The sequence below is a fragment of the Brachybacterium sp. ACRRE genome (assembly GCF_022346485.1).
Classification (GTDB): Bacteria; Actinomycetota; Actinomycetes; order Actinomycetales; family Dermabacteraceae; genus Brachybacterium; species Brachybacterium halotolerans.
The window spans coordinates 17,323-43,757 of record NZ_JAKRMO010000035.1; the positions used below are offsets into that span (position 1 = coordinate 17,323).

Sequence of the window (26,435 nt, forward strand, 5' to 3'; positions counted from 1 at the left end):
GGCGTAGTGTCGGGCCCGCACGTCTCGAACATCTGTACGACGACCCCCGCGCTGGGAGGCGGCCGTGATCCGATTCGACCACGTCGGGAAGACATATCCCGGCGGCACGACCGCCGTGGAGGACTTCTCCCTCACCATCGACTCCCACGCGAGCGTGGTGCTCGTGGGGACCAGCGGCTCCGGCAAGACCACGCTCATGCGCATGGTGAACCGCATGGTCGACCCGACCTCGGGCCGCGTCCTCATCGACGACGAGGACGTCGCGGGCGTCGACCCCGTGAAGCTGCGCCGCAGCATCGGCTACGTCATGCAGGCCGCCGGGCTGCTCCCGCACCGCACTGTCGCCGAGAACGTCGCGACCGTCCCCCTCCTCGAGGGCGTCTCCCGCCGCCGGTCCCGCTCCCGGGCGCTCGCCCTGCTGGAGATGGTGGGCCTCGACCATCGGCTCGGCGACCGCTATCCCTCGCAGCTCTCGGGCGGGCAGCAGCAGCGCGTGGGCGTCGCCCGGGCACTCGCCTCGGACCCGAACATCCTGCTCATGGACGAGCCCTTCGGCGCCGTCGACCCCATCGTGCGGGCCGAGCTGCAGAAGGAGCTGCTGCGCCTGCAGAGCGAGCTCGGCAAGACCATCCTCTTCGTCACCCACGACATCGACGAGGCCTTCCTCATCGGCGAGCAGGTGGTGATCCTGCGCCCCGGCGGCGAGATCGCCCAGCAGGGGACCCCGGCGGAGATCCTCGCCGATCCGGCCGACGACTTCGTCGAGTCGTTCGTGGGGAGCGGCGTCGGCAAGCGCGCCCTGCACGTGGACGAGGTCGGCGGCCAGCAGGTCGTCCTCGACGCGGGCGACCGCCCCGTCGGCGTCCTGCGCGAGGGATCCCGCTCGTGAGCTGGGTGCTCGCGAACCTCCCGCTGCTGGCCGAGCGCCTGCTCGCCCACCTGGGGCAGTCGATCCCGCCGATCGTGCTGGCCTTCGTGCTCGCGATCCCGATCGCGAAGCTCGCCAATGCCCGCGGCTGGCTGCGCGGCGGGCTCACCGCCGGCGCCGGGCTGCTCTACGCGGTGCCCTCGCTGCCGCTGTTCATCGTGCTGCCGATCATCCTGGGAACCGGCATCCGCTCCACGGTCAACATCATCGTCGCCCTCACGATCTACGGCCTCGCGCTCATGGTGCCCAGCGCCTCCGAGGCCCTGCGCGCGGTCAGCCGCGACACCCTGCAGTCGGCCACCGCGCAGGGCTATGCGCCGCTGGCCCGGTTCCTCCGGGTCGAGCTGCCGCTCGCCGGTCCGGCCCTGGTCGCGGGGCTGCGCGTGGTCGCGGTGAGCACGGTCTCCCTGGTGACCGTGGGCGGCGTGCTCGGCGTGCCGAGCCTGGGCATGCTGTTCATCGACGGGTTCCAGCGCAGCATCACCGCGGAGATCCTCGCCGGCATCGTGCTCACCGCGGCCCTCGCGATCGCCCTGGACCTGCTGATCATGCTCGGTGGCCGCCTCGCGCTGCCCTGGTCCCGCGTGCGCGGGGAGGGGGTCCGATGAGCCAGCTCCTCGAGGCCTTCTCGTGGCTCGCCGACCCCACCCGCTGGTCGGGGGCCGACGGCATCCCCACCCGCCTGCTCGAGCACCTCTGGTACACGGCGCTCGGCGTGGTCGTCGCCGCCGTCATCGCGGTGCCGATCGGGCTGCTCGTGGGCCACACGGGCCGCGGCCGCGGTCTCGTCGTCGCGCTCAGCGGCGCCGCCCGCGCCCTGCCCACGCTGGGCCTGATCACCCTGTTCGGGCTGTGGCTCGGCATCGGGCTGAAGGCGCCGATCCTCGCGTTCGTGGTCCTCGCGATCCCGTCCCTGCTCGCGGGCGCCTACTCCGCGGTCGAGTCCGTCGACCCGCGCACCGTCGACGCCGCCCGCGCCCAGGGCATGACCGAATGGCAGATCCTCTCCCGCGTCGAGGTGCCGCTCGGGCTGCCGCTGCTGATCTCCGGCTTCCGCCTCGCGATCGTGCAGGTCGTCGCGACCGTCATGCTCGCCTCGTACATCGGCAACGGCGGACTCGGCCGCTTCATCTTCCTGGGCCTCCAGCTGCAGGACTATCCGCAGATGCTCGCGGGGTCCATCCTGGTGGTCGCCCTCGCACTCGTCCTCGACGTGGCGCTGCGCGTCCTCGAACGCCTCCTCGCGCCGCGCGGAGCCGCCCGGGGCTGAGCACCGCACCCCCGCACCTCCCTGCATCTCCCCGACCTCCGTCCCATCCACCGAGGAGTCTCCATGACCCATCGCCGCCGCCTCCCCGCCCGCAGCCCGATCACCACCGGCCCCGTCGTCGGCCGCCGCAGCCTCGCCGCCCTCGCGGGCACGGGGATCGTCGCCCTCGGCGCCGCCGCCTGCTCGAACGACGACCCGCTGAAGAGCGACTCGGGCTCCGGCTCGGGCGGGTCCGACGGCGGCAGCGGCAGTGGCGAGATCGTCGTCGGCTCGCAGCAGTACTACTCGAACGAGATCATCGCCGAGCTCTTCGCCCAGGCCCTCGAGGGCTCGGGCGCGACCGTGAAGCGGCAGTTCCAGATCGGCCAGCGCGAGGTCTACGTGCCCGAGCTGCAGAAGGGCACGATCGACGTGATCCCCGAGTACCTCGGGAACCTGCTGCAGTACCTCGACGAGTCCGCCGCGAAGGGCACGGCCGACGACCTCGCGAAGGGCCTCGAGAAGGCGCTCGACGACGGCCTGCGCGCCCTGCCCTACGCCGAGGCCACCGACCAGGACTCCTACACGGTCACCAAGGACTTCGCCTCGCAGAACTCGCTCAAGGACATCGGCGACCTCGCGGGCATCAGCGACCTGAAGATCGCCGCGAACCCCGAGTTCGAGGAGCGCCCTTACGGCCCCAAGGGCGCCAAGAGCGACTACGGCGTGGACATCACCGTGGTGCCCGTCTCCGACTCCGGCGGCCCGCTCACCCTGAAGTCCCTCATGGACGGCAAGGTGCAGGTCGCGGACCTCTACACCTCCGATCCGGCGATCGTGAAGAACGACCTGGTCCCGCTCGAGGACCCGAAGGTCATGGTGCTGCCGGAGAACGTGGTCCCGATCGTCTCGTCCAAGGTGGACGACGCCGGCGCCGCCGCGATCAAGAAGGTCACCGATGCGCTCAGCACCGACGAGCTCATCGCCCTGAACACGCGCAGCGTCGACGAGAAGGCCGATTCCGCGACCATCGCGAAGGCCTGGCTGAAGGACAAGGGCATCGCGAAGTGACCTCCCCGGCATCCGGCGTCGACGAAGCCGGCGGTGTCGCCACCCGCAGGATCGGCATCACCGGGGCGAGCGGCCACATCGGCCGACGCGTCGCGGAGCTCCTCGCCGCGCAGGGCCGCGCCGGGGACCTGCGGCTCATCGTGCGCGATCCGGCGCGGGCCCCGCGCCTGTCGGGAGCAGGAGAGGTCGCCGTCGCCTCGTTCGACGACGGCGATGCCTGCCGGGAGGCGTTCGCGGGCCTCGACACCCTGCTGCTGGTCTCCGCGGGCGAGTCCGATGACCGCGTCGCGCAGCACCGCACGGCGATCGCCGCGGCGACCGAGGCGGGCGTGCGCCATCTCGTCTACACGTCGTTCACGGGCGCCTCGGCCGACGCCGAGTTCACGCTCGCCCGGGACCACGGCGCCACGGAGGACGCGATCCGGGAGGCCGCCGGCCGCTCGGGGCTGACGTGGACGTTCCTGCGGGACGACTTCTATCTCGACGTGCTCCTGCCCTGGGCAGGGGAGGACCGCACCCTGCGCGGACCGGCAGGGGATGGCCGGTGCGCGTTCGTGGCCCGCGAGGACGTCGCCCAGGTCGCCGCCCGTGTGCTCGCCGACCCTCAGGCGTGGGCCGACACCGTCCTCGAGATCACCGGCGGTGAGGCTCTCACGCTGGGCGAGGCCGCCGAGCGCCTGACCGCGGCGACGGGCGAGACGTACCGCTTCGTCGACGAGACGATGGCCGAGGCACGCGCCTCCCGCGCTCCCTACGGGGCCCCGGACTGGCAGGTCGACGCCTGGATCAGCACCTACACGGCGATCGCCTCGGGTGTCCTCGCCCCGGTGAGCGAGGACGTGCAGCAGGTGCTCGGCAGGCCGCAGCTCCGCCTGGAGGACGTGTTCGGCAGGGCCTGACGACGGGCTCGATGCCGGTGCGGCTGCGTGTCAGCCGTGCGTCCGCGCGTGGGCATCCCGGGCGCGCGTGCGGATCCGGTACAGGCTCGTCGAGCCGCAGATGTACAGGGTGCGGCCGTCGGCCCCGCCGAAGCAGCAGTTCGCGACCTTCTCCGGCACGGGGATCTCGCCGAGGCGCGCGCCGTCCGGTGAGAAGACCTGGATGCCCGTCGCCGAGGAGGACCACACGTTGCCGTCCTCGTCCACACGGAACCCGTCGGGGAGACCGGGGCCGACCTCGACGAACGTCCGTCCGTTCTTCGCGTGCCGCCCGCCGAGCACGTCGTAGGCGTGGATCGCGTGCCCGCCGGGGCGCTCGGGGTCCGGGTGGTCGCGGTCGGGCGGGTCGATCGAGGAGTCCGAGACGTACAGGATCGACTCGTCGGGCGAGAAGGCGATGCCGTTGGGCGCCTCGACGTCGATGACGACCGGCGCGAGAGACCCGTCGGCCGGATCGAAGCGGAAGACGTACCTGTCCCCGTACTCCTCCTCGCCCGCATGCCCCTCGATCGGCCGCTTGATCCCGTAGGAGGGGTCGGTGAACCAGATCGTGCCGTCGGACTTCACGACCACGTCGTTCGGGGAGTTCAGCCGCGCCCGCCCGAAGCGGTCGACGAGGACCTCAGGAGCGTAGGGGGTGGTCGCCTGATCGGCGGACGCGCCCGTGCGGTCGATCTGCACCGCGCGGCGGCCGTGCGAGCACTCGACGATCGCCCCGTCGGGGCCGACGGTCCGACCGTTCGTGAACTCGGCCGCGGCCGTGACCTGCCGCGTCACGCCGTCGGCCTCGCTGAACTCGAGCACCTGGTTCCCGGGGATGTCGCTGAAGCGCAGCACGCCGCGGGCGGCGATCCACGCGGGACCCTCGGTCCACGTGAAGCCGTCGGCGACCTTCTCGAGGCGGGCATCGGGATCGAAGAGATCTGGGGCGGTCATGGGGTCTCCTTCGGGGATCGGGGCCGGGGTTCGAGGGTTCGTGGTGCGCTCAGGCGGCGCGAGGCGCATCGGGCATGTCCCGGCGCGCGACCCGCACGGTCTCGGTGATCCGGGCCAGCGGGATGAACCCGAGCAGGCAGATCGCCGCCAGGATGATGTAGTGCCAGGTGAAGCCGAGATGCGTGATGACCACACCGGACACCGCCGAGGCGAAGATCCCGGAGACGCCCAGGGCCACGCCGATCATGATCCCCAGCGCCGTGCCGGCGGCCCGCGGCACCGAGTCGACCAGCAGCGCGTAGACCACGGGGAACGGCGCGTTGCGGAACAGCCCCCAGGCCAGCAGGATGATCCACGCGGTCACCACGTCGTGGATGAGGATCATCGCGAGCAGCGTCCCCGTCCACCCCAGGATCAGGAAGGCGATCGAGAACTTCCTGCCCAGGCGGTCCGAGAGCGTGCCCCACACGACCTGGCCGATCCAGCCCGTCAGCCCCGAGGCGCCGGAGACCAGGATCGCCTGCGAGGTCTCCATCCCGATCCCCTTGAACTGCGTGGTCAGGAAGGTGACGACCCCGGCCTCGCCCCACAGGAACAGGAAGCACAGCACCACGGCCCAGCGCACGTTCGCGTGGCGCAGCGCTTCGCGCACCGGGCCCCAGAGACCGGCCGCGCTGCGGTCGGTGAGCTCTGGCAGCGGGGGAGTCTGCCCCCTCTCCTCGATCTTCCGGTAGAGCGTGGCCTGGTTCCGGCGCCTGCCCAGGAACGCCTGGCCGATGATGATCGGGATCCCGAGCAGCGGGATCACCAGGAACGCCGTCGCCCAGTTCCCGGAGCCGAGCACGATCGCGATGAGCGCGCCGGCGAGGAACTGCCCGATGGGGAAGCCGGTGTGGTGCACGCCCACGGCGAATCCGCGGTGCTCCTTGGGCCACCACTCCGCGACGATCGCGACGTTCACGGGCTCCGATCCGCCGCGGCTGATGCCCATCGGGATGCGCAGCAGCAGGAAGGCGAGGAAGCTCCCGGCGAGGCCGAAGGTGAGGGCGCCGCCGATGATCGCGAGCAGCATCGCGATGTTCCACGTCCACGTGCGCCGGTATCCGGAGCCGATCCGGTCCGAGAGATAGCCGAACACGATGCCGCCGGCCACGAGCCCTGCGAAATACACCGAGTTGATGAGCCCGGCCTGCTCCGGCGAGAGCCCGAACTCCTGCGAGACCTCCGGCAGCACCGCGGGAAGGATCTGATGATCGACCGAGGTCATGAGGATGGCGACCGTGGTGAGCAGCAGCATCCACCACGAGATCGCCGGCGCGCGCGGCACCAGACGATGGGTGCCGGGGTTGATCCCGGCGGCTTCCGCGTCGGCGGCGTCGGTCGGACCGTGAGAGGCAGTCATGAGCGCTCCTTCGCACCTCAGGGCCGCGTCGTCGCGGCGTCCCTGCCATGATTCGGTCGCAAGTGTGGTGTGGATCCTATAGGGAGTCAAGGGGTGTCTCGTGGGGCCGACGGGTGGCGTAGCGGTGGAGCCGACGGAGTGAGGGAGGCCGGTGACGCAGGGTTCGTTGCGTGAGCGGCAGTGACGTGGGGTGGGGGTGTGTGAGCGTGACGGCTTGAGGTGAGGTGCGGGTGTCGTGGAGCTATAGGATCCGGCGGCGGTGATGCGCCAGGCGGTGGCGCACTTGGCGGCTCGCGCCGTGACGAGTGGGGTTCGTGCGGCGGTTCCTCCACAAGGGGGTGTTTTCCACGGGGTTATCCACTAAGGGGCCGGTGGGCGTCGAGAAAGCGGGCAATGTTTGCGGCTTATCCACATTCTCGGTGGAGGTCTGGTTTTCCGTGGCGCGACGGGATAGAATCGGACATATCGAGAGCAAGCGGCAGCGGTTTCATGGGCGAGGTCGACGGATTCTGTGTTCTGGCCTCTCGAATTATAGTTTTCGCATCGCGTGATTTCGAGCGATTCCAGGAAGGGGGTGGGTGGCGTGAGTGCGGTGGAGCAGCCGGAGTCGCAGGGTCGTCTGGACCTGCCCGGGGAGCCGGCGATCGAGTCGGCGTTCACGGTCCTCGACGACCCGGAGAAGATGACCGAGCGTCAGCGGGAGGACATGCACGTCCACACTCCCCGGTTCGTGGCCGCACCCCCGGACGGTGTCCGCCCCTTGTTCATCGTGAAGGAACCCAAGAAGGCGGTCTGCCGGGACGTCGTCGCGCGCAGGGTGACGGCCCGCCCGGATGCGGAGCTGACCGCGCAGGTCCGTGCTCTCTGGGACGAGGGCGTCGATGAGTCCTATGAACTCTCCCGTCGCTTCGTGGCCCTGGCTCCGTTCTGGGCGGGGCGGGAGGACATGGACGCCGACCCTTTCGAGGTCGAGCAGCAGGACCTGATGGTCGCGGTCGCGATGCGCTGCACCCGCGGGCAAGCCGCCAAAGCCATCACCGACGCCCACCGGGCCGTGGACCTCCTCCCGCGCTGCACCCAAGCCCTGGAGGCGGGGGAATTCCCGGCGGAATGGTTCCGGATCCTGTTGCGACGGACCGCGGATTTCACCCCGGCGGAGATGGTGCTGGTGGATGTGACGGTCGCGTCGTGGTGTTTGGCGATCATGCCGAGAGTATTCACGAAATGCCTCGAACTCTTGGTGGCGAAGATTCAGCAGCGGCATCCGAAAGAACCCGAAGAAATCTCCGCCACCCGCCGTCGCATGGTCCTGGACCCCGGAACCCTCGACGGCGTCGCCTCCCTGCGGATCATCGGACCCGCACCCGAGATCAAAGCATTGGCCGGGAAGTTCGACCTGGCGGCGCGGGCGATCCAGAACGCCCAGCGTCACGCCCTCATGGAGGGCACCGAGATTCCCCTGGATCCGGACCGGCAGGTCGAGAACGAGGGCATGCCCCTGTCGTTGAACCTGATCCGCTACCACCTCGCCCATGCCGCGCAGCTCGACACCGGCGGCATCACCGTGCCCGAGGCCCGGTTCCGGTTGAACGTGCTCGTCCCCTTCCTCACCCTCGTCGGTGGCGACGACGCCCCCGGTGTTCTCGAGGACGGGACCCCGATTCCCGCGCAGATGGCGAGAGAGATCGCCGGGAAGAGCGAGGAATGGTTCCGAGTCCTCACCGATCCCTCGACGGGTGAGTTTCTGCCGCGGCCGGCGGAGAAGTACCGGCCCACCGGGGCAATGCTCGAACACCTGCGCTTGCGTGGCCAGTCCTGCGGTGTCCCCGGCTGCGAACGCACCGCGTCCGTGGCCTCCGAAGCGGACCACATCGTCGAGTACAACCATGCCGATCCCGTCTGTGGGGGTCGAACGGCGGTGGAGAACCTGCATTTCCTGTGCTGGTTCCACCACGCGATGAAAACCGCCGGGCGCCTCGATCCCGTCCGTGTGGAGGCGGACGAGTCGCCGGCAGGGACCGCGGGAACGGTGTGGGAGATGCAAGAACGCTTCCGCGTGTTCCGCGAGGACGACACCGACCTCCTCACCCCACAGGCCGTCGCCCAACTCGACGCGGTGTGGGATGTGATGGAGCGCCGGCAGGACGACTTCGAACAGCGCCGCGATACCGAAGCCGGCGCCGACACCGGCGTCGGCGCGGAGGTACCACCTCCCGACCCCGCTCGGCTGGACTCGCCGTGGCCGGTCCGGCCTGGTGTCCCGGACCCGTGGCCCCGCGTGGACATGGACCAGGCCGGGGCACCTGACCTGGAAGAAGTCCCCGTCGAGAAACCAGTGCGCCGCCGGTACCAACCGCTCCCGACCTTCCAGTACGACGGCGACCTCCCCATCAGCGCCACCACCCGAAAACCACGCGAGAAACAGAACCCGCCACCCAAGTTCGACCCCGGACCACCACCCTTCTGACCCACCAGCCCGGCCCGCCATCGCAGAGCCTGAGGTCGGAGCCCCGCCAGCAGCACCCCCACCCGTAGAGGGGCACACCACCGTGCCCCTCTACAAGCACGCCCGAAAACAGCGACGCCGCAGTCCGCCCTGTGCCGTCCCCAGCGTGCGCGCCCCGCGCGACCAACGTTCGCCCAGGTCGGCACCACCCCGTGACATCTCAAGGTGATGGTGGCACGGTGGGGGACATGACCACGAACGAGACCAGCATCTCCGTCAGCCGCACCATCGACGCCCCCGCCGGGGACATCTTCGACCTGCTCTCCCTTCCTGCCCGGCACCACGAGTTCGACGGCTCCGGCTTCGTGCGCAGCGCCGAGGACACCGAGCGCATCACGAAGGTCGGCGAGCAGTTCGTCATGAACATGGAGGGCGAGCACATGGGTGGCGAGTACAAGATGTACAACCACGTCACCGCCTTCGACGACGGCAAGATGATCGGCTGGAAGCCCGCCAACGAGGATGCCAAGGACGACCCGAAGGGCTGGGAGTGGCTCTACACCCTCGAGTCGCAGGGGTCCGACTCCACCCTCGTCACCCTCACCTACTCCTGGACCGACGTCACCGACAAGGACCTGCTCAAGATCTTCCCGCTCGTCTCCGAGGAGCAGCTCGAGCAGTCGCTCGCGGACCTCGCGGGCGCCGTCTCCGGGAGCTGATCGCCGAGCGCTGATCGACGACCGCTGATCGCCGCGTGCTGATGGGTCGACCGCTGCCGCTGATCGCCGACGGCTGATCACCGCGGCCGACGAGGTCCGGTCCCCATGACCCGGACCCGGCTCACCCCAGATGCACGAGCCGGTTCGCCGTCACCTCGTCGACCACCACATCGGTCGCGCAGCCCGCGAGCAGCGCCGCCCTGAGCGGCGCCGCCTTGCGCGGGCCCGCGGCGACCAGCACGCGCCGGGGGATCCGGGCCAGATCCGCAGGGGTCGGCCCGGATCCTCGTGCGTTCAGGGGCACGTCGTCCCAGCTGCCGTCGGCCCGCAGGAACGTCGTGCAGACGTCCCCGACCACACCGTCGGACCGCAGATCGTGCACGTCTCGTGCCGACAGGTACCCCGAGGTGTACACGTGGCTGGGGACCTCGGCGTCGAACGCGCCCACGCCGAACACCGCCAGGCGGCAGCGCGACTGCAGCGCGAGCACCTGGCGCACCGACCGCTCCCGCCACAGCGCATCGCGGGTGTCCGGGTAGTCGAAGAACGCCGGCACCGGGAACAGGTGCACCGTCGCTCCCCAGGACGACGCCGCCTGCGCGAGCACCGTCGACACATACCCCAGGCCCGAGCCCTGCGGATTGATCGCGCCGTTCAGCTGCACGATCGCGAGCCCCGGCACCGGCCGCGCCTCGGCCGCCTCGACGAGCGCTGCGACCGTCGTCCCCCAGGCCATGCCCATCACCGAATCCGGCTGCTGGAGAGACTGCACGAGCGCCGCGCCCTCCGCCGCCACCGCGTCGAGCCGCTCGCGCTCCGTCGACTCCGGGACGGACGGCACCACGTGCACCGCGACCCCGTACGACTGGGCGATCTCCTCCTGCAGGTCCCCGGCCCGCCGCGCGCCCGGCGCGTGCAGGCTCACCCGCACGATCCCCTCGTCGCGCGCGGTCGCGAGCAGACGCGAGACCGTCGAGCGGGAGACGCCCAGGTGCGAGGCGATCGCCTCCATGGTCTGCGTCTGCTGGTAGTACATCCGTGCAGCCTCGAAGGCCGCCGCGCGCCGTGCATCCGCTCTCACCCCGGCAGTCTTGCACATCCGTGCACTCCGGTTGCTCGCGGCGCACATCGTCCCGAGGATGGAGACATATCGGCCAGCGGAGCCCGTCCAGCGGCATGCCCTCCCTCCACGAGCGCCCGCCCAGCTCCCGCCCCGTCGGCCGACGTCCCAGACGTCGTCACCCGATGACGCACAGCTGACGAAGGAGCGCACGTGCCGTCGCAGAACGCCACCACCCTGAACGCCGCGAGCCGCACCGAGAGCCTCGATCGACTCCGGGCCGCCACGGCCGAGAACCCCCTGGACGTGCTCGTCGTGGGCGGAGGCGTGAACGGCGCCGGCGCCGCCTTCGACGCCGCGACCCGTGGTCTGGACGTCGCCGTCGTCGAGGCCCACGACTGGGCCAGCGGCACCTCCTCCCGCTCCTCGAAGCTCATGCACGGCGGATTGCGCTACCTGCAGATGCTCGACTTCAAGCTCGTGGCCGAGGCCCTGCGCGAGCGCGATCTGCTGCTCACGCGCACCGCCCCGCACCTGGTCAAGCCCATCAGCTTCGTCTTCCCGTTCTTCAAGCGCGTGGTCGAGCGCGCCTTCATCGGCTCCGGCGTCATGCTCTACGACGCCATGCAGTCCATCGGCCGCAAGCGCGCGGTGCCCTTCCACCGTCACCTCAGCCACCGCCGGATGATGAACGTCTTCCCGGCGCTCGACGGCGAGAAGATCGTCGGCGCCCTCGAGTACTACGACGCGCAGGAGGACGACGCGCGCTTCGTGATGATGCTCGTCCGCTCGGCGCTCGAGTACGGGGCGAGCGCCGCGACGTACACGCGCGTCGTCTCCTACCTGCACGAGGGGGACCGCGTGGTCGGCGCCCGTCTGCGCGACGAGGAGACGGGCGAGGAGTTCGACGCGCATGCGCGCGAGACCATCCTCGCCGCGGGCGTGTGGACCGGCGACCAGCAGCACGTCGCGGGCGCGACGACCGGCCTCGAGGTGCTCGCCTCGAAGGGCGTCCACATCACCGTGGCCCGCGACCGCATCCCCGCCGTCCCGGACACCGGGATCATCACCCAGACCGAGAAGTCCGTCCTGTTCATCATCCCGTGGGACGAGTACTGGGTCATCGGCACCACCGACACCCCGTGGAAGGAGGACCCCGCGCACGTCGCGGCGACCTCCGACGACATCGACTACATCATCGAGCACGCCAACGCCGTGCTCGACCACGACCTCACCCGCGACGACGTGATCGGCACCTACGCCGGGCTGCGCCCCCTGCTGCAGCCCGTCAAGGACGCCGGCGGCGCCTCCACGAAGGTCTCCCGCGAGCACACCGTGATGGAGGTCGAGCCCGGCCTCACCGCGATCGCCGGCGGCAAGTACACGACCTACCGCGTGATGGCCGAGGACGTCGTCGACTTCGCGATCAAGGACGTGTTCCCCGGTCGCCCCTCGATGACGACCGTCGTCCCGCTGATCGGCGCCCAGGGCTTCGAGGGCATCCGCCGCGAGAAGGACGCGATCGCGACGAAGCACGGCTTCGACGAGCTGCGCACCGATCGCCTCCTCATGCGCTACGGCACCCTGCTGCGCGACGTGCTCGCCCTCATCGACGAGGACTCCTCGCTCGGCGAGCCGCTGAAGGATGCGCCGCGCTACCTGCGCGCCGAGGTGCTCTACGCCGTCCGCGCCGAGGGCGCGCTGCACCTGGCCGACCTCATGCTGCGCCGCACCCGCCTCGACTACGAGGTGCGCGACCGCGGCGCCGCCGCCTCCGAGGAGATCGCCGACATCATGGCCGGCGAGCTCGGCTGGGACCGGGCGACCCGCGACGCCGAGGTCGGCGCCTACCGGGCCTTCGTCGATGCCCGCCTGGCCGGCGAGGCCACCCACTCCGACGCCGAGGCGGCCGCAGCCGTCGCCTCCGCCCAGGAGGTGCCCCGCAGCTGACACCCGGTCGCTGACCGACCACCCCGCGCGCGGTCCCGATGGCCGCGCGCGGGACCCTTCCATCTGGCCGCACCGCTGCGGCATCCCACTCGACGAGGAGAATCCATGGGAACCATCGGCACGATCATGATCTACGAGATCATGGGCACCGCGATGCTGACGCTGCTGGGCTGCGGCGTCGTCGCGAACCACACCCTGGCGAAGACGGGCGGCCATGGCGGCGGCCCGCTGATGATCCACTGGGGCTGGGGCCTCGGCGTGTTCGTCGGCGTCTACGCCGCGTACAAGACCGGCGCGCACCTGAACCCGGCTGTCACCATCGGCCTGGCGGTCTCGGGCGCCGGCGAGTACGCGCCCGGCATCCCGATCACGGTGGGCACCACGCTCGCCTACTTCGCGGCGGAGATGATCGGAGCCTTCCTGGGCGCCGTGTTCGTCTGGCTCGCCTATCGCAACCACTACGACCAGACCGAGGACCAGGCCACCGTGCTGGGGACGTTCTCGACGGCCCCCGGCATCCGCAGCTACGGCTGGAACGTGCTCACCGAGATCATCGCGACCTTCGTGCTCGTGTTCATCATCCTCAACTTCGGCAACACCCCGGTCGACCTGGGCCCGCTCGCCGTCGCCCTCCTGGTCGTCGCCATCGGCGCCTCCCTCGGCGGGCCGACGGGATACGCCATCAACCCCGCGCGTGACCTCGGGCCCCGCATCGCCCACGCGCTCGTGCCCATCAAGGGCAAGGGCGGCTCCGACTGGAGCTACGCCTGGGTGCCGATCGTCGGCCCCGTGATCGGAGCGATCATCGCCGGCCTCGTCGTCCTGATGGGATTCTGAGACCGGCTCCCCATGAGCACCCGCTTCACCGACACCATCACCGCAGCAAGGGACTGAAGGAGTTTCCGTGACTGACGAGAAGAAGTTCATCCTGGCGATCGACCAGGGCACCACCTCGACCCGCGCGATCGTCTTCGACCACGGCGGCCAGATCGTGGCCACCGGCCAGAAGGAGCACGAGCAGATCTTCCCGAAGTCGGGGTGGGTCGAGCACGATCCGGTGGAGATCTGGCGCAACACCCGCGCGGTCGTCGCCGATGCGCTCCAGCAGGCGGAGATCAACCGCCACCAGCTCGCCGCAGTGGGCATCACCAACCAGCGCGAGACCGCGGTGGTCTGGGACAAGAACACCGGCGAGCCCGTCTACAACGCGATCGTCTGGCAGGACACCCGTACGCAGAAGATCTGCAACGAGCTCGCGGGCGACGAGGGCGCCGACAAGTACAAGGAGCGCGTGGGCCTCCCGCTCGCGACCTACTTCTCCGGCCCCAAGGTCAAGTGGATCCTCGACAACGTCGAGGGCGCGCGCGAGAAGGCCGAGGCCGGGGACCTGATCTTCGGCAACACCGACTCGTGGGTCCTGTGGAACCTCACCGGCGGCCAGAACGGCGGCGTGCACGTCACCGACGTCACCAACGCCTCCCGCACGATGCTCATGAACATCGACACCCTCGACTGGAACGAGGACATCGCGAAGGACATGGGCATCCCGCTGTCCATGCTCCCCGAGATCAAGTCCTCCTCGGAGATCTACGGGTACGGCCGCAAGAACGACCTGCTCATCGACACCCCGATCGCCGGCATCCTCGGCGATCAGCAGGCCGCGACCTTCGGGCAGGCGTGCTTCGAGGTGGGCCAGGCCAAGAACACCTACGGCACCGGCAACTTCATGCTCATCAACACGGGCGAGGAGCTGGTGCGCAGCGAGAACGGACTGCTCACCACCGTCGCCTACAAGATCGGCGACAGCAAGCCGGTCTACGCGCTCGAGGGCTCGATCGCCGTCACCGGCTCCCTCGTGCAGTGGGTGCGCGACAACCTGGGCCTCATCAAGAGCGCCCCGGAGATCGAGGACCTCGCCAAGAAGGTCGACGACAACGGCGGCTGCTACGTCGTCCCCGCCTTCTCCGGGCTGTTCGCCCCGTACTGGCGCTCCGACGCCCGCGGCGCGATCGTCGGCATGACGCGGTACATCAACAAGAACCACATCGCGCGGGCGACGCTGGAGGCCACCGCCTTCCAGTCGGCCGAGGTGCTCGAGGCCATGAACGCCGACTCCGGCGTGGACCTCACCGAGCTCAAGGTCGACGGCGGCATGGTCCAGAACGAGACCCTCATGCAGTTCCAGGCCGACATCCTGGGCGTGCCCGTGGTGCGCCCGGAGGTCATCGAGACCACCGCGCTCGGCGCCGCCTACGCCGCCGGCATCGCGGTGGGCTACTGGGACGGCGAGCAGGACGTCATCGACAACTGGGCAGAGGGCAAGCGCTGGGAGCCCGACATGGATCCCGAGACCCGCGAGCGCTCGCTGCGGCTGTGGAAGAAGGCCGTCACCAAGACCTTCGACTGGGTCGACGAGGACGTGGAGGCCGCGACCGCCTGAGCATCGGGCGGGACCTTCGGCCGACGGGCCGACGGGGCGGGGCATCGGAGCATCCGGTGTCCCGCCCCGTCCGCGTCACACGTCCCGGATCTCGCTCTCCCGGACGAAGCCGAAGCGGTGGTTGATGCTCACACGCAGCCAGCGGGTGTCGTCGCGGACCCACATCCCGCCCGTGCCGTCGACGTCGGGCGCCCAGTAGTAGCTGCCGCGCACCTCGTCCTCGACCACGTACGACTGTCCGGGAGCGAGCTCGTAGGGCAGCGGATCGGTGCTCGAGGGCTCCAGTCCCGCCTCCTCGAACGCGGACTGCGCCGGGTAGGCGGAGCCCGTCGGCCGGACCGGGGCGGAGCCGCGGGGCGCCACCCTCCGGACCCGACGCGGGCCCTGGGCGATCGTGGCCCGACCACCCGCGTCGGTGCGACGCACCCAGCCGATCTCGCCGCCGATCCACAGCCCCACCCAGTCGTGCTGCTGCTGCGCGATCGCGAAGGACTGGCCGTGCGCGAGCTGCGCGCCCCAGTCGCAGATGCGGTCGCTGCCGCCGTTCGGGGTGTCGTCGGCCGCGAGGGCCGGGTCGACGAGCAGGGGAGCGTCATCGCGCGGCGCCGTGCGCACGGGCACCGCGGAGGCACCGTGCGCGGGGAGGGCGCCGCCGTCCTCGGTGCAGCTCGTGAGGGCGAGGGTGTTCGAGCGCAGCGAGGGGGCGATGGTCGCGACCTCGCGCAGCCGACCCGTCGTCGCCCGCGGCACGCGGATCCCCGCGCCCTGCAGGAGCGCCGCCCAGTCGAAGTAGGCGCCGGGGTCCCAGTGCATCGCGGCCTGGCTCGTGGCCGACGACCCCGGGATGTCCTCGTGGGCGACCACGTGCTCGCGATCGCGGGGGATGTCGTAGCGGCGGCACAGATGGGCGATGAGCTTCCCGGTCGCCTCGTACTGGGCGGCGGTGAAGGACTCCGCCTTCTCCGCGTAGCCGATGATCTCGATGCCGATCGAGGACTGGTTGAAGGTCCAGTTCCCGGCGTGCCAGGCCATGTCCTGGACGCGCACCATCTGCGTGATGTGGCCGTCCTCCCTGATCACGTAGTGGATCGAGGTCTGGCTCGCGGGATCCTGGAAGATCCGGATCGTGCCCTCGTAGGTCTCCTCGGTGTCGTGGACGACGATGCTCGTGATGTCCCGGGCGGTGCGCCCGCCCAGCGTAAAGTTCGCGTAGTCCTGCGGGTCCTCGCCCGTGGACTCGTAGGCCGCCGGGCGCACGTCGCAGGAGACGCCGCGCGGGCAGTCCGGGGTGAAGGGCCCGTCGGGCGGGGAGAGGGGGCCGACGGGGTGGGTCCCGTGGCCTCCGCCGTGGTCGTGACCGTGACCGTGGCCGTGCCGGCCTCCGCGGCCGCGCAGCCTCTCGTGGTCGGGGGAGTCGGCCTCGGGCGCCGCCTCGGCGGCGACGGGGACGGCGAGCACGCTCGCGGTGAGCGCCGCGAGCGCGGTCCGGCGGCCGATGGGGGAGGGGGATGACATGCGTGACTCCTTCGTCGGGTGCAGAGGAGTCTTCCACTCCGCGTCGTCCGCGCGGAAGTATTCTCCGGAACCCGCCGGGGCCCGCAGTGATCGACGCAGGTCAGTCGGCCGCGCGCCGTGCGAGGTCGTGGACGATGCCCTGCGTCGCCGGGTAGAGCGCGCGGAAGGAGGCGTAGAGGTCGTCGTAGGCGCCGTCGGCCGCTGGGTCGGGACGCACCACGTGGTCGCACGGGTTCCAGCCCTCGGCCGCGGAGAGCCCGCTCAGGCGCGCCGCCATCCGGGCGACCCCGTAGGCGGCGCCCACCGTGTGCCGCGGGATCTCCTGGGCGACGCCGGTGACGTCGGAGACGATCTGCGGCCACAGCCCGCCCTGCGTGCCGCCGCCCACGGCGACCACGCGCCGGGGGCGCACGCCCGCCGCGGCCATCTCCTCGAGGTGGTGGCGGACGCTGAAGGCCGCGGCCTCGAGGGCGGCCCGGTAGAGGTCGCCGCGGGTGTGGGAGAGGGTGAGGCCTGCGATCACGCCGCGCGCGCCGGGGTCCATGATCGGCGAGCGCTCGCCCGCGAAGTAGGGGAGCATGAGCAGCCCGCGGGCACCGGGGCCGCTGCGCTCGGCCTCCGCGATGAGGGTCGCGTGGTCGGCGTCGCCGGTGAGGTCCCGCACCCACGAGGTGATCGCCCCCGAGGTCGAGGTGCCGCCGGTGAGCGCGTGCGTGTCCTCCCGCGTGAGCCCGGCCGAGGCCCACAGGGTGCGGCTGCGGCAGGGCTCGCTCGTGGTCGCGATGAGGAACATGGTGGTGCCGTACATGACCATGAGGTCGCCCGGGGAGTCGGCGCCCACGCTCACCGCCTCGGCCCAGGCGTCGATCGTCCCGGTGACGACCGGGGTGCCCGGGCGGATGCCCGTGAGCCGGTGCGCGGCCTCCTCGGTGACGCTTCCCGCCTGCTCGGCGGGCATGCGCAGCGCGGGCATCTCGACACCCGGCAGGAAGCGCTCGCCCAGCTCCTCGTCCCAGGAGCGGGTGCGGGGGTCGTAGAAGGGCGCGGTCTGGCTCGCGCTCGGATGGTCCAGCACGTACTCGCCGGTCAGGCGGTGGACGAGGAACGAGGAGGGCATGAAGAAGCGCCGCGTGCGACGCGCGGAGTCCGCGTGCTCCTCGAGCGCCCACATGATCTTCGGCCCCGCGGCCTGCGAGCTCAGCGTCAGAGAGCAGCGCTCGAAGATCTCCTCGGCGCCGAGCGCGTCCTCGAGCTCTCGGATCTGGGCCGACGCGCGCGAGTCGACCCCGTAGAGGATCGCGGGCCGCACGGCCTCGCCGACCGCGTCGGCCGGGACGACGGACGGGCCCATGCCGGAGACGCCGATCGCGGCGACCTCGACATCCCCCGGGGCGAGCAGCTCGTCGGAGATGGAGACCAGTTCGCGCCACCAGACCTCGGCGTCCATCTCGACGTGGCCGGGATGGGGGCGGGAGACCGCGTGCTCGCGCACCGCGCGCCGCACGACCTCGCCGTCGGCCGTGACCAGCACGCCCTTGCTCGCCGAGGTGCCCACGTCGAAGCCGAGGACGACCTCGGGATGGGGCTGGGGCATGCGTTCCTCCGGCTTCTTCGCTCTGGCGGCGGGGCGGGCGGCGTGCGGGTCCCGTTCACCTGCGCGTCATCCGCTGTTGACCCGCGCGTCACGACGCTCCATCCTGCCACGGGGGCCATGCCCCTACAATCTCGGAGAACTGCGGCGTGCGGAAGGAGTCACGGTGCTCGAGACCGACATGGATCTCCCCCTCCTGCACCGCGCAGCGACGGCCTACTACCTCGACGACCTGCGTCAGGCCGAGGTGGCCGAGCGGCTCGGCATCTCCCGTCCCACGGTCAGCAAGCTGCTCACCGAGGCGCGGCGCATCGGCATGGTCCGGTTCGAGGTGCTCGACCCCTCGGCGGTCGACGTGCGCTCCCTCGCGGGCCAGGTGCGGGATCTGCTGGGGGTGCGCGAGGTGCGCGTGGCCCCGGGCGACCAGCACGAACGGGACTTCAAGGGGCTCGGCGAGCTGCTCGGCGAGGAGCTGCGCGCCCTCGATCTCGGCTCCGGCGAGGCGCTGCTGCTCTCCTCGGGGAAGACCGTCCACGCCGTCTGCGACTCTCCCGGCCTGCCGGACCTCTCGGGCGTGGTCGTCGCTCCGACCGTCGGCGGCCAGCAGGAGAGCGACCCGTGGTTCCAGACCAACGAGCTCGTGCGCCGCTTCGCCGACCGCACCGGCGCGACGCCGCGCTTCATGTTCGCCCCGGCCCTGCCCAGCGCGAGCCTGTGGGACTCGCTGCAGGCCGATCCGAGCTACCGCGAGATCACCGACCTCTGGGACCGGGCGCGGGTCGCGGTCACCGGCGTCGGCGCGCCCTACCGCTCGCGCTCGAGCCTGACCTCGGTGGTGCCGCGCGGCGACTCGTCGCTCGCGCGCGCCGAGGGCGACATCTGCCTGCACTTCCTGGACTCCGCCGGCCGCGAGGTCGGGTTCCCCGGGGCCGATCGCCTGGTGCGCCCGAGCCTCGAGCAGCTGCGCCGGATCCCGCACCTCGTGACCGTCGCCGCGGGCGCGGAGAAGGCTCCGTCGATCCTCGCGGCGAGCCGCGCGGGACTCGTCTCCACCCTCGTCACCGACGCCGCGACCGCCGAGGCCGTGCTGGCCGCGGCGCTCTGACCGGGGGACGGCCGACTCCGCACACACGTCGCGAACAAATGTGTTTGACGTTTGTGCTCGCGCCTCCTAGTGTGAGCCACGACATCACGCTGACCGGGCGTTTCGAAGGAGAAGATCGGTGATGAGCGAGTTCCCGAAGACCATGAAGGGCGTCGTCATGCACGCGCCGGAGGACTACCGCCTGGAGGACCTCGACGTCCCCGAGCCCGGACCCGACGAGCTGCTCATGAAGGTCGAGGCCGTGGGCGTGTGCGCGAGCGACCTCAAGTGCTACCACGGCGCCACCAAGTTCTGGGGCGACGAGAACCGCGAGCGCTGGGTCCAGCCCGGCATCACCCCGGGCCACGAGTTCGTCGGCGAGGTCGTCGCCGGCTCCGACGAGGCCCTCGCCCTGCACGGCGTGCAGGTCGGCGACCGCATCGCCTGCGAGCAGATCGTGCCCTGCGGCGAGTGCATGTACTGCCAGCGCGGCTGGTACTGGATGTGCGGCCCGCACGACATGTTCGGCTTCAAGCACTACGACGGCGCGATGGCCGAGTACATGATCGTGCCGCCGCTCGCCCGCGCCCACAAGATCGACAAGTCCGTCCCGCCGCACCACGCCGCGTTCTCCGAGCCCCTCTCGTGCTCCCTGCACGCGGTCGAGCGCGCGCAGCTGACCTTCGACGACGTGGTCGTCGTGGCAGGCAGCGGCCCGATCGGCCTCGGCGCGATCATCGGCGCCGTGCACAAGAACCCCAAGATGGTCATCGCCCTCGACTTCGACGACCACAAGCTCGAGCTCGCCAAGAAGTGCGGCGCCGACCTCACGCTGAACCCCTCGAAGGTCGACGTCTACGAGGAGATCCGCAACCTCACCGGCGGCTACGGGGCCGACGTCTACATCGAGTGCACCGGCCACCCGAGCGCCGTCAGCCAGGGCCTCACCCTGCTGCGCAAGCTCGGACGCTACGTCGAGTACTCGGTGTTCAAGGACAACGTCTCGGTCGACTGGTCGATCATCTCCGACGACAAGGAGCTCGACGTCCTGGGCGCCCACCTCGGCCCGCACTGCTGGCCCGCCGCGATCAAGATGATCGAGTCCGGTGAGCTCCCGCTCGACGACATCTGCACCCACCAGTACCCGCTCGCCGAGTTCCAGGAGGCCCTCGACAAGGTCGGCGACTCCGCCGGCGCCTCGGTGAAGGTGTCCATCCTCCCCGGTCGCTGAGCCGGAACCGCCCCCTCCCGGACGGCGGCGCCGGACGCGATCATCGCTGATCGCGTCCGGCCGCGCCGGCACCTCCGCGGCTCACCGCCGAGCCGCACCCGAGCATCCCGCTCGCTCCTCCTTTCTCATCCTGCGCCCCGGGTCATCGCCGACCCCGGACGCCCGCACAGGAAGGCTGCTCCATGACGAGCACCGCCCCCGCCGCGCGCCCAGCCGCACGCCGCGCGACCCTCCCGAAGAAGAGGCACCTCGGCCGCTGGATCGGCGTGATCATCGCCGTGCTCGCGGTGATCCTCGTCGTCGCCGGCACCAAGGTCGTGCCCGACGGCCAGGAGGTCGCCTCCGGCCCCGCCGCCTTCGACAAGGCCACCTACGGGCCCAAGACCTTCCCGACCATCCAGAAGGGCATCGCCGAGAAGGCCGTCGCCGCGCCCGACCTCGCCGCGTCCATCGAGAAGGACCCCGAGGCCGCGAAGAAGGAGGGCGTCGAGTCCGCCGGCAACACGGTGTACGCGACGACCTTCACCGGCAAGGTCCACGACTGCGAATCCGGCATCTGCCAGGTCGCCGTCGACGGCATGCCGAAGGACGTCTCGGTGCGCATGCAGGTGGGCCCCGCGATCAACGGCACCGATCTGCGCGACGCGACCGGAACGCTGGGCTTCGGGCAGTTCACCAACCAGATCGAGTACCAGGACGCGGGCGCGGCGCTCAACGAGGAGATGAAGAAGCAGGTCCTCGATCCCGCGGGCGACCTCGACGGGAAGACCGTCACCGTCACCGGCGCCTTCACCGCGATCAACCCGCAGGGCTGGCTCGTCACGCCCTCGGACCTGGAGGTCTCGTGATGAGCGCCGACGCGGCCGACGGGGTCGACGAGCGCGAGGTCCGCGGTGACGTGGTCCTCGAGGCCCGCGAGGTCGTGAAGACCTACGGCGGCACCCGCGCGCTCAAGGGCGTCGACTTCACCGTGCGGCGGGGGAGCGTCACCACTCTGTTCGGGGAGAACGGCGCCGGCAAGTCCACGCTCATGAAGATCCTCTCCGGGGTCGAGCAGCCCACCTCGGGGCAGATCCTGCTCGACGGGGAGCCCGTGACCTTCGCGGACACCACCGAGGCCCGCGAGCACGGCATCGCGATCATCCACCAGGAGCTGAGCCTCGCCCCGAACCTCTCGATCCGAGACAACATCTTCCTGGGCCGCGAGATCTCCGGGCCCCGCGGCGTCGACTTCGCCGAGGAGCGACGGCAGACCGCCGCGCTGCTGCAGGAGATGCGGCTGGACGTGGACCCGTCCGCGCTGGTCGGCGACCTGCGGGTGGGTCAGCAGCAGATCGTCGAGATCGCGCGCGCCCTGTCGATCGACGCCCGCATCCTCATCATGGACGAGCCCACCTCGGCGCTCGCCGCCCGCGAGGTCGAGATCCTCTTCGAGATCATCGAGTCGCTGACGTCGCGCGGGGTCTCGATCGTCTACATCTCCCACCACCTCGAGGAGGCGCTGCAGGTCACCGACCGCGCCGTGGTGCTGCGGGACGGCTCGATGACCGCCGCGGGCGATCGCGCGGACATCGACCTGCCGTGGATCGTGCGGCACATGGTGGGCGAGCACTTCGACCTCGGCTCCCCGCCCACGGGCTACGAGCTGGGCGAACCGGTGCTGCGCATCGAGAACCTCACCGTGCGCGACCCCGAGAACCCCGAGCGGGCCGTCGTCGACGACCTCTCGCTCGACGTGCGCCGCGGCGAGATCGTGTGCCTGTACGGGCTCATGGGCGCCGGACGCACCGAGGTGCTCGAGGCCGTCGCCGGCAGCGGCGAGGTCGCGGGCGGCCGCATCCTCCACGAGGGGCACGCCCTGGGCCAGGAGACGATCGGGGAGCGGATCGGCCGCGGCATCGGCCTGGTGCCCGAGGACCGTCAGCGCGAGGGCCTCGTCCAGACCATGGACGTGGGCCAGAACCTCACCCTCGCGAGCATCCGCCAGTTCCTTCGCCGCGGCCTGCTCTCCCGCTCGAAGGAGGGCGCGCTCGCCGAGCGCATGGTCCGCGAGGTCACCGTGAAGACCTCGAGTCCGCGCGTGGCCATCGGCGCGCTCTCGGGCGGCAACCAGCAGAAGGTCGTGATCGGGAAGATCCTCGCCACCGACCCCGAGGTGCTGCTGCTGGACGAGCCCAGCCGGGGCATCGACATCGGTGCGAAGGCCGAGGTCTTCGCCCTGCTCGCCGAGAAGGCCCGCGAGGGCCTCGCCGTGCTCTTCACGACCTCCGAGGTCGAGGAGTGCTTCAGCATCGCCCACCGCATCGTCGTGCTCCGGCGTGGTCGCATCTCCGCCGAGTTCGAGCCCGGCACCGCCGACAAGTCCGACGTCATGGCCGCCTCTGGCGAGGCCGTCGCCCTCTGACCCGCTCCCGCTCGGACCCGCTCCCGCCCGCCTCCCGCCTCATCTCCGCGAACGGATGACTCCCATGACCTCCACCACCGCCACGGCAGCACCCCGACGGGGCCTCGACATCTCGAAGCTGCTCGTCGAGGGACGCGCGTTCCTCGCGCTCGCCCTCATCATCGTGGTGTTCTCGCTGCTCTCCCCGAACTACCTGACCGTCGACAACGTGCTGATCATGGCCTCGCACGTCGCGATCTACGCACTGCTGAGCCTGGGCATGCTGCTCGTGGTCCTCACCGGAGGCATCGACCTCTCCGTGGGCTCGACGCTCGGCTGCACCGCCGTCATCGCGGGCTTCCTGCTCAAGGGCGTGCCCCTGCACTTCCTGGGCGTCACCCTCTACCCGAGCGTGCCCGTCGCGGTGCTGGTCTCCGTCGCCCTCGGCGCGCTCATCGGCCTGGTCAACGGGGTGCTCGTCGCGAAGTTCAAGGTCGCCCCGTTCGTCGCGACCCTGGGCATGCTCTACGTCGTGCGCGGCGCCGCGCTGCTGATGACCAACGGACGCACCGTCAACGACCTCTCGGGCGACGAGGCGCTGGGCAACACGGGCTTCGAATGGCTCGGCTTCAACCGCCTGCTGGGCATCCCCGTGGGCGTGCTCATCATGGTCGTGGTCGCCGCCGTCATCGCCCTCGTGCTGGGGCGCACCACCTTCGGCCGCTGGCTGTACGCGACCGGCGGCAACGAGCGCGCCGCCCAGCTCTCCGGCGTCCCCGTGCGCACGGTGACCGTGTGGGTGTACGTGGTCTCGGGTCTGTGCTCGGCGGTCGCGGGCCTCATCCTCGCCTCGACCCTGACGAGCGCGAGCCCCACGGCCGGCAACACCTACGAGCTCACCGCGATCGCGGGCGTCGTCATCGGCGGCGCGGCCCTCTCCGGCGGCCGCGGCACCGTGCGCGGCACCCTCCTGGGCGCCTTCGTGATCGGCTTCCTCTCCGACGGCCTCGTCATCATCGGCGTCTCCGCCTACTGGCAGACGGTCTTCGTGGGCGCCGTCATCGTGGTCGCCGTGCTGCTGAACTCCCTGCAGTACGGGCGCCCGGGACGGACCGGCCGGCGCTTCGGCGCGGCACCGGGGACGGCGAAGGCCGACGGGACGGCGAAGGCCGACGGGGCGGAGCCGTCCGCGCACGCATCGCCGTCGGCCCCCGCCTCCCCGGATTCCCCCGCTGCTCCTGATTCCCCTGCTGCTCCCGATTCCCCCGACACCCCTGACAACCGGTCGTGACCCGCGACCGGATCCCCTCTCGCGATGTCCGCGTCGGACGCGCGCCCCTGGAAAGGACACCCACCATGGAACGCAGGATCTTCCTGACCGCTCTCGGCATCGGCGCCGCGACGGCCGGACTCGCCGCCTGCTCGAGCGGCTCGGACGACGCCTCCGGCTCGGACGGCGGCAGCGGCGGCGGCAAGGCCGGCGGGCTCATCACGATCATCGTCAACGACCCCTCGAACCCCTACTGGAAGACCGAGGGCGACGTCGCGGCGGCGAAGGCGAAGGAGCTCGGCTACACGACCACCGTCGGCGCCCACAAGGGCGACACCAACACCGAGAACACGCTCGTGGACACGGCGATCTCGAACAAGTCCGTGGCGCTGATCCTGGATCCCGCCAACGCCGACGGCTCGATCGGCACGATCAAGAAGGCGAACCAGGCCGGGATCCCCGTCTTCCTCGTGAACGCCGAGGTCAACGAGGCCGGCGTCGCGAAGTCCCAGCTCGTCTCCAACAACGCCCAGGGCGCCGCGATCGGCGCGCAGGAGTGGGTGAAGCGGATGAAGGAGAAGGGGAAGTACGTCGAGCTGTTCGGGCTGCCCTCGGACAACAACGCCCAGACCCGGTCCAACGGCTACGAGACCACGATCAGCCAGTACCCGGACCTCAAGAAGGTGGGCCAGGAGGTCGCCGACTGGGATCGCACCAAGGGGCACGACAAGGCGCAGTCGCTGCTGCAGGCGCACCCGGACATCGACGGCATCATCTCGGGCAACGACGAGATGGCGCTCGGGGCGATCGCCGCGCTCAAGGAGGCGAACGCCTTCGACGGGATCGTCGTGGGCGGCTTCGACGGCTCCCCCGACGCGGTGGATTCGATCAAGGCCGGGGAGCTCGCCTACACGGTGCTGCAGCCCGTCGCCCAGTTCGCCGCGAAGGCGGTCGAGATGGCCCATGCGCTCGTCGCCGACGGCACCGAGCCCGAGCAGGAGAAGCAGGCCTTCGACTGCATCCTCATCACGGAGGACAATGTCGACAAGATGACCGAGGCCTTCACCTACAGCGGCTGAGGAGGCGGCTCTCCAGCGGTCCGGGCGCACGCGCAGGCGCCCGGACCGCTCAGCCCTGCGCGGCCCGAACATTTGTGCTTGACGTATGTTCGGGTGGGTCCCTAGTGTCTGTCACGGCGGCAGCGCCTCGCGCGCGCCGCCGAGCCTGTGACCCACACGAAGGAGTGTCCCCATGAGCGCAGCCGAACCGGCAGCTCCCCCCGTGACCGGCGGCGAGCGCGTGCCCTTCCTCGATCGGCTCGGGATCCCGCACCCACTGCGCTGGGGCTTCCTCGGCGTGCTCATCTTCATGACCGGCAACGGCGTCGAGTCGAACTTCGTCTCCCCGCACATCGCGCATGCTCTCGGCGGCAGCGATCCGACAGCGCTCGCAGCGCGGGTGATCGCCTGCTACAGCGCTGCGGTGCTCATCGGCTCCTATCTCGCCGGCGCGCTCGCGGATCTGATCGGCCCGCGCCGCGTGATGGCGATCGGGTTCGGCGTCTGGGTGGTCTTCGAGATGGCGTTCCTCGGCTCCCTGCAGCTCGAGAACGTGTGGCTCGTGGGGATCAGCTACTTCCTCCGCGGATTCGGCTTCCCGCTGTTCGCCTTCGCGTTCCTGGTGTGGATCAACCACGTCGTGGACAAGGAGCGCAACGGCGCCGCGGTGGGCTGGTTCTACGTCATGTTCACCGGCGGACTTCCCACGCTGGGCTCGCTGGTCGCCTTCTTCATGATCCCCGCCTTCGGCGGTGACTACCTTGGCGAGAAGTGGACGATGCTCGCCTCGACGGTGATCGTGCTGATCGGCTTCCTCGTCGCCCGGTTCGGCGTCCACGAGGAGCACGGCTCGCGGCGCCTGGCGCCGGCGGGGGAGTCTCCGGCCGGAGTGATCCTCTCGGGCCTGCGCCTGACCTTCACCAACGGCCGCATCGCGATGGGCTTCCTGACGCGCCTGATCAACACCGCGCCCGAGTTCGGCATGTTCATCATCCTGCCCAACGTCATCTACGGGACGGCCGACCAGGGCGGGCTGGGCTGGAGCCAGTCGCAGTGGTTCATCATGACCACGGTCGTCTACGCCGGGAACATCCTGTTCAACGCGGCCTTCGGCGCCCTCGGCGACAAGGTCGGCTGGGTGAAGACGGTGCGCTGGTTCGGCAT

The 26,435-nt window shown here is 70.7% G+C and carries 22 protein-coding genes; 17 read left to right on the forward strand and 5 right to left on the reverse strand.

The genetic code is table 11. The annotated features are described in order from the left end of the window. Positions 1-64: 64 nt before the first annotated feature. From MHY49_RS11315 to MHY49_RS11335, 5 genes are all read left to right on the forward strand, one after another. Positions 65-889: an ATP-binding cassette domain-containing protein gene (locus MHY49_RS11315; RefSeq protein WP_239204146.1), complete on the forward strand. Its 825-nt coding sequence runs from the start codon at positions 65-67 to the stop codon at positions 887-889. After that, positions 886-1,536 (forward strand): ABC transporter permease, encoded by a 651-nt coding sequence (locus MHY49_RS11320; protein ID WP_200503319.1) that lies wholly within the window; start codon positions 886-888, stop codon positions 1,534-1,536. Before MHY49_RS11315 ends, MHY49_RS11320 begins: the two co-directional genes overlap by 4 nt. After that, a complete protein-coding gene (locus MHY49_RS11325) occupies positions 1,533-2,198 on the forward strand; it encodes an ABC transporter permease (protein ID WP_239204148.1) in 666 nt (221 codons plus the stop codon). Before MHY49_RS11320 ends, MHY49_RS11325 begins: the two co-directional genes overlap by 4 nt. 63 nt (positions 2,199-2,261) lie before the next feature. Next, positions 2,262-3,248 carry an ABC transporter substrate-binding protein gene (locus MHY49_RS11330; protein ID WP_239204150.1) on the forward strand — a complete coding sequence of 329 codons (987 nt, stop codon included), beginning with the start codon at positions 2,262-2,264 and terminating at the stop codon, positions 3,246-3,248. After that, positions 3,245-4,147: an SDR family oxidoreductase gene (locus MHY49_RS11335; RefSeq protein ID WP_239204152.1), complete on the forward strand. Its 903-nt coding sequence runs from the start codon at positions 3,245-3,247 to the stop codon at positions 4,145-4,147. Before MHY49_RS11330 ends, MHY49_RS11335 begins: the two co-directional genes overlap by 4 nt. A gap of 30 nt (positions 4,148-4,177) precedes the next feature. Here the strand turns inward: MHY49_RS11335 and MHY49_RS11340 are convergent, their stop codons facing one another. Both MHY49_RS11340 and MHY49_RS11345 read right to left on the reverse strand, forming a co-directional pair. Beyond that, positions 4,178-5,122, reverse strand: a complete 945-nt coding sequence (locus tag MHY49_RS11340; protein WP_239204154.1) for an SMP-30/gluconolactonase/LRE family protein — start codon at positions 5,120-5,122, stop codon at positions 4,178-4,180. A 49-nt stretch (positions 5,123-5,171) separates the two neighbouring features. After that, positions 5,172-6,524 carry an MFS transporter gene (locus MHY49_RS11345; protein ID WP_239204156.1) on the reverse strand — a complete coding sequence of 451 codons (1,353 nt, stop codon included), beginning with the start codon at positions 6,522-6,524 and terminating at the stop codon, positions 5,172-5,174. Between the two features lie 547 nt (positions 6,525-7,071). Here MHY49_RS11345 and MHY49_RS11350 point away from each other — a divergent pair. Next, complete coding sequence (locus tag MHY49_RS11350) at positions 7,072-8,991, forward strand: HNH endonuclease signature motif containing protein (RefSeq protein WP_239204158.1); 1,920 nt, start codon at positions 7,072-7,074, stop codon at positions 8,989-8,991. Between the two features lie 227 nt (positions 8,992-9,218). Then, the gene (locus MHY49_RS11355; protein WP_152354650.1) at positions 9,219-9,689 is read left to right on the forward strand and encodes an SRPBCC family protein; all 471 of its coding nucleotides are present in this window, start codon (positions 9,219-9,221) and stop codon (positions 9,687-9,689) included. A gap of 121 nt (positions 9,690-9,810) precedes the next feature. Here the strand turns inward: MHY49_RS11355 and MHY49_RS11360 are convergent, their stop codons facing one another. Next, on the reverse strand, positions 9,811-10,770 hold the full coding sequence (locus tag MHY49_RS11360; protein WP_239204160.1) for a sugar-binding domain-containing protein: 960 nt from the start codon (positions 10,768-10,770) through the stop codon (positions 9,811-9,813). Between the two features lie 192 nt (positions 10,771-10,962). Here MHY49_RS11360 and MHY49_RS11365 point away from each other — a divergent pair, with 192 nt between their 5' ends. The 3 genes from MHY49_RS11365 (at position 10,963) to glpK (ending at position 15,139) form a co-directional block, all read left to right on the forward strand. Beyond that, on the forward strand, positions 10,963-12,699 hold the full coding sequence (locus MHY49_RS11365; protein WP_200503312.1) for a glycerol-3-phosphate dehydrogenase/oxidase: 1,737 nt from the start codon (positions 10,963-10,965) through the stop codon (positions 12,697-12,699). A gap of 114 nt (positions 12,700-12,813) precedes the next feature. Beyond that, the gene (locus MHY49_RS11370; RefSeq protein WP_239204183.1) at positions 12,814-13,536 is read left to right on the forward strand and encodes an MIP/aquaporin family protein; all 723 of its coding nucleotides are present in this window, start codon (positions 12,814-12,816) and stop codon (positions 13,534-13,536) included. Positions 13,537-13,603: 67 nt separating this feature from the next. Continuing rightward, on the forward strand, positions 13,604-15,139 hold the full coding sequence (gene glpK / locus MHY49_RS11375; RefSeq protein ID WP_239204162.1) for a glycerol kinase GlpK: 1,536 nt from the start codon (positions 13,604-13,606) through the stop codon (positions 15,137-15,139). A 75-nt stretch (positions 15,140-15,214) separates the two neighbouring features. Here glpK and MHY49_RS11380 read toward each other — a convergent pair whose 3' ends face one another. Both MHY49_RS11380 and MHY49_RS11385 read right to left on the reverse strand, forming a co-directional pair. Then, the gene (locus MHY49_RS11380) at positions 15,215-16,654 is read right to left on the reverse strand and encodes an N-acetylmuramoyl-L-alanine amidase (protein ID WP_239204164.1); all 1,440 of its coding nucleotides are present in this window, start codon (positions 16,652-16,654) and stop codon (positions 15,215-15,217) included. 100 nt (positions 16,655-16,754) lie between these two features. Then, positions 16,755-18,248 (reverse strand): FGGY-family carbohydrate kinase, encoded by a 1,494-nt coding sequence (locus MHY49_RS11385; RefSeq protein WP_239204166.1) that lies wholly within the window; start codon positions 18,246-18,248, stop codon positions 16,755-16,757. Between the two features lie 163 nt (positions 18,249-18,411). Between MHY49_RS11385 and MHY49_RS11390 the strand changes: the two genes are divergently transcribed. The 7 genes from MHY49_RS11390 to MHY49_RS11420 all read left to right on the forward strand — a co-directional run. Beyond that, positions 18,412-19,350 carry a sugar-binding domain-containing protein gene (locus MHY49_RS11390; RefSeq protein WP_239204168.1) on the forward strand — a complete coding sequence of 313 codons (939 nt, stop codon included), beginning with the start codon at positions 18,412-18,414 and terminating at the stop codon, positions 19,348-19,350. Between the two features lie 121 nt (positions 19,351-19,471). Then, complete coding sequence (locus MHY49_RS11395) at positions 19,472-20,560, forward strand: zinc-binding dehydrogenase (RefSeq protein WP_255719877.1); 1,089 nt, start codon at positions 19,472-19,474, stop codon at positions 20,558-20,560. Between the two features lie 182 nt (positions 20,561-20,742). Continuing rightward, complete coding sequence (locus MHY49_RS11400; RefSeq protein ID WP_239204172.1) at positions 20,743-21,408, forward strand: DUF2291 family protein; 666 nt, start codon at positions 20,743-20,745, stop codon at positions 21,406-21,408. Beyond that, entirely contained in the window at positions 21,408-22,964 is a 1,557-nt protein-coding gene (locus MHY49_RS11405) for a sugar ABC transporter ATP-binding protein (RefSeq protein WP_239204173.1), read from the forward strand. Before MHY49_RS11400 ends, MHY49_RS11405 begins: the two co-directional genes overlap by 1 nt. Before the next feature lie 64 nt (positions 22,965-23,028). Next, positions 23,029-24,234, forward strand: coding sequence for an ABC transporter permease (locus MHY49_RS11410; protein WP_239204175.1), 1,206 nt, complete (start codon positions 23,029-23,031; stop codon positions 24,232-24,234). 65 nt (positions 24,235-24,299) lie between these two features. Then, positions 24,300-25,292 carry a D-ribose ABC transporter substrate-binding protein gene (locus MHY49_RS11415; protein WP_239204177.1) on the forward strand — a complete coding sequence of 331 codons (993 nt, stop codon included), beginning with the start codon at positions 24,300-24,302 and terminating at the stop codon, positions 25,290-25,292. Positions 25,293-25,464: 172 nt separating this feature from the next. Then, a partial coding sequence (locus MHY49_RS11420) for an MFS transporter (RefSeq protein ID WP_239204179.1) occupies positions 25,465-26,435 on the forward strand: 971 nt, incomplete at its 3' end.

What these genes read in the sequence shown, in the direction of transcription:
- MHY49_RS11325 (WP_239204148.1), top strand. Translation starts at nt 1,533, where the DNA reads ATGAGCCAGCTCCTCGAGGCCTTCTCGTGGCTCGCCGACCCCACCCGC.
- MHY49_RS11330 (WP_239204150.1), top strand. Translation starts at nt 2,262, where the DNA reads ATGACCCATCGCCGCCGCCTCCCCGCCCGCAGCCCGATCACCACCGGC.
- MHY49_RS11340 (WP_239204154.1), bottom strand. Translation starts at nt 5,122, where the DNA reads ATGACCGCCCCAGATCTCTTCGATCCCGATGCCCGCCTCGAGAAGGTC.
- MHY49_RS11345 (WP_239204156.1), bottom strand. Translation starts at nt 6,524, where the DNA reads ATGACTGCCTCTCACGGTCCGACCGACGCCGCCGACGCGGAAGCCGCC.
- MHY49_RS11355 (WP_152354650.1), top strand. Translation starts at nt 9,219, where the DNA reads ATGACCACGAACGAGACCAGCATCTCCGTCAGCCGCACCATCGACGCC.
- MHY49_RS11380 (WP_239204164.1), bottom strand. Translation starts at nt 16,654, where the DNA reads ATGTCATCCCCCTCCCCCATCGGCCGCCGGACCGCGCTCGCGGCGCTC.
- MHY49_RS11385 (WP_239204166.1), bottom strand. Translation starts at nt 18,248, where the DNA reads ATGCCCCAGCCCCATCCCGAGGTCGTCCTCGGCTTCGACGTGGGCACC.
- MHY49_RS11395 (WP_255719877.1), top strand. Translation starts at nt 19,472, where the DNA reads ATGAGCGAGTTCCCGAAGACCATGAAGGGCGTCGTCATGCACGCGCCG.
- MHY49_RS11400 (WP_239204172.1), top strand. Translation starts at nt 20,743, where the DNA reads ATGACGAGCACCGCCCCCGCCGCGCGCCCAGCCGCACGCCGCGCGACC.
- MHY49_RS11405 (WP_239204173.1), top strand. Translation starts at nt 21,408, where the DNA reads ATGAGCGCCGACGCGGCCGACGGGGTCGACGAGCGCGAGGTCCGCGGT.
- MHY49_RS11410 (WP_239204175.1), top strand. Translation starts at nt 23,029, where the DNA reads ATGACCTCCACCACCGCCACGGCAGCACCCCGACGGGGCCTCGACATC.
- MHY49_RS11415 (WP_239204177.1), top strand. Translation starts at nt 24,300, where the DNA reads ATGGAACGCAGGATCTTCCTGACCGCTCTCGGCATCGGCGCCGCGACG.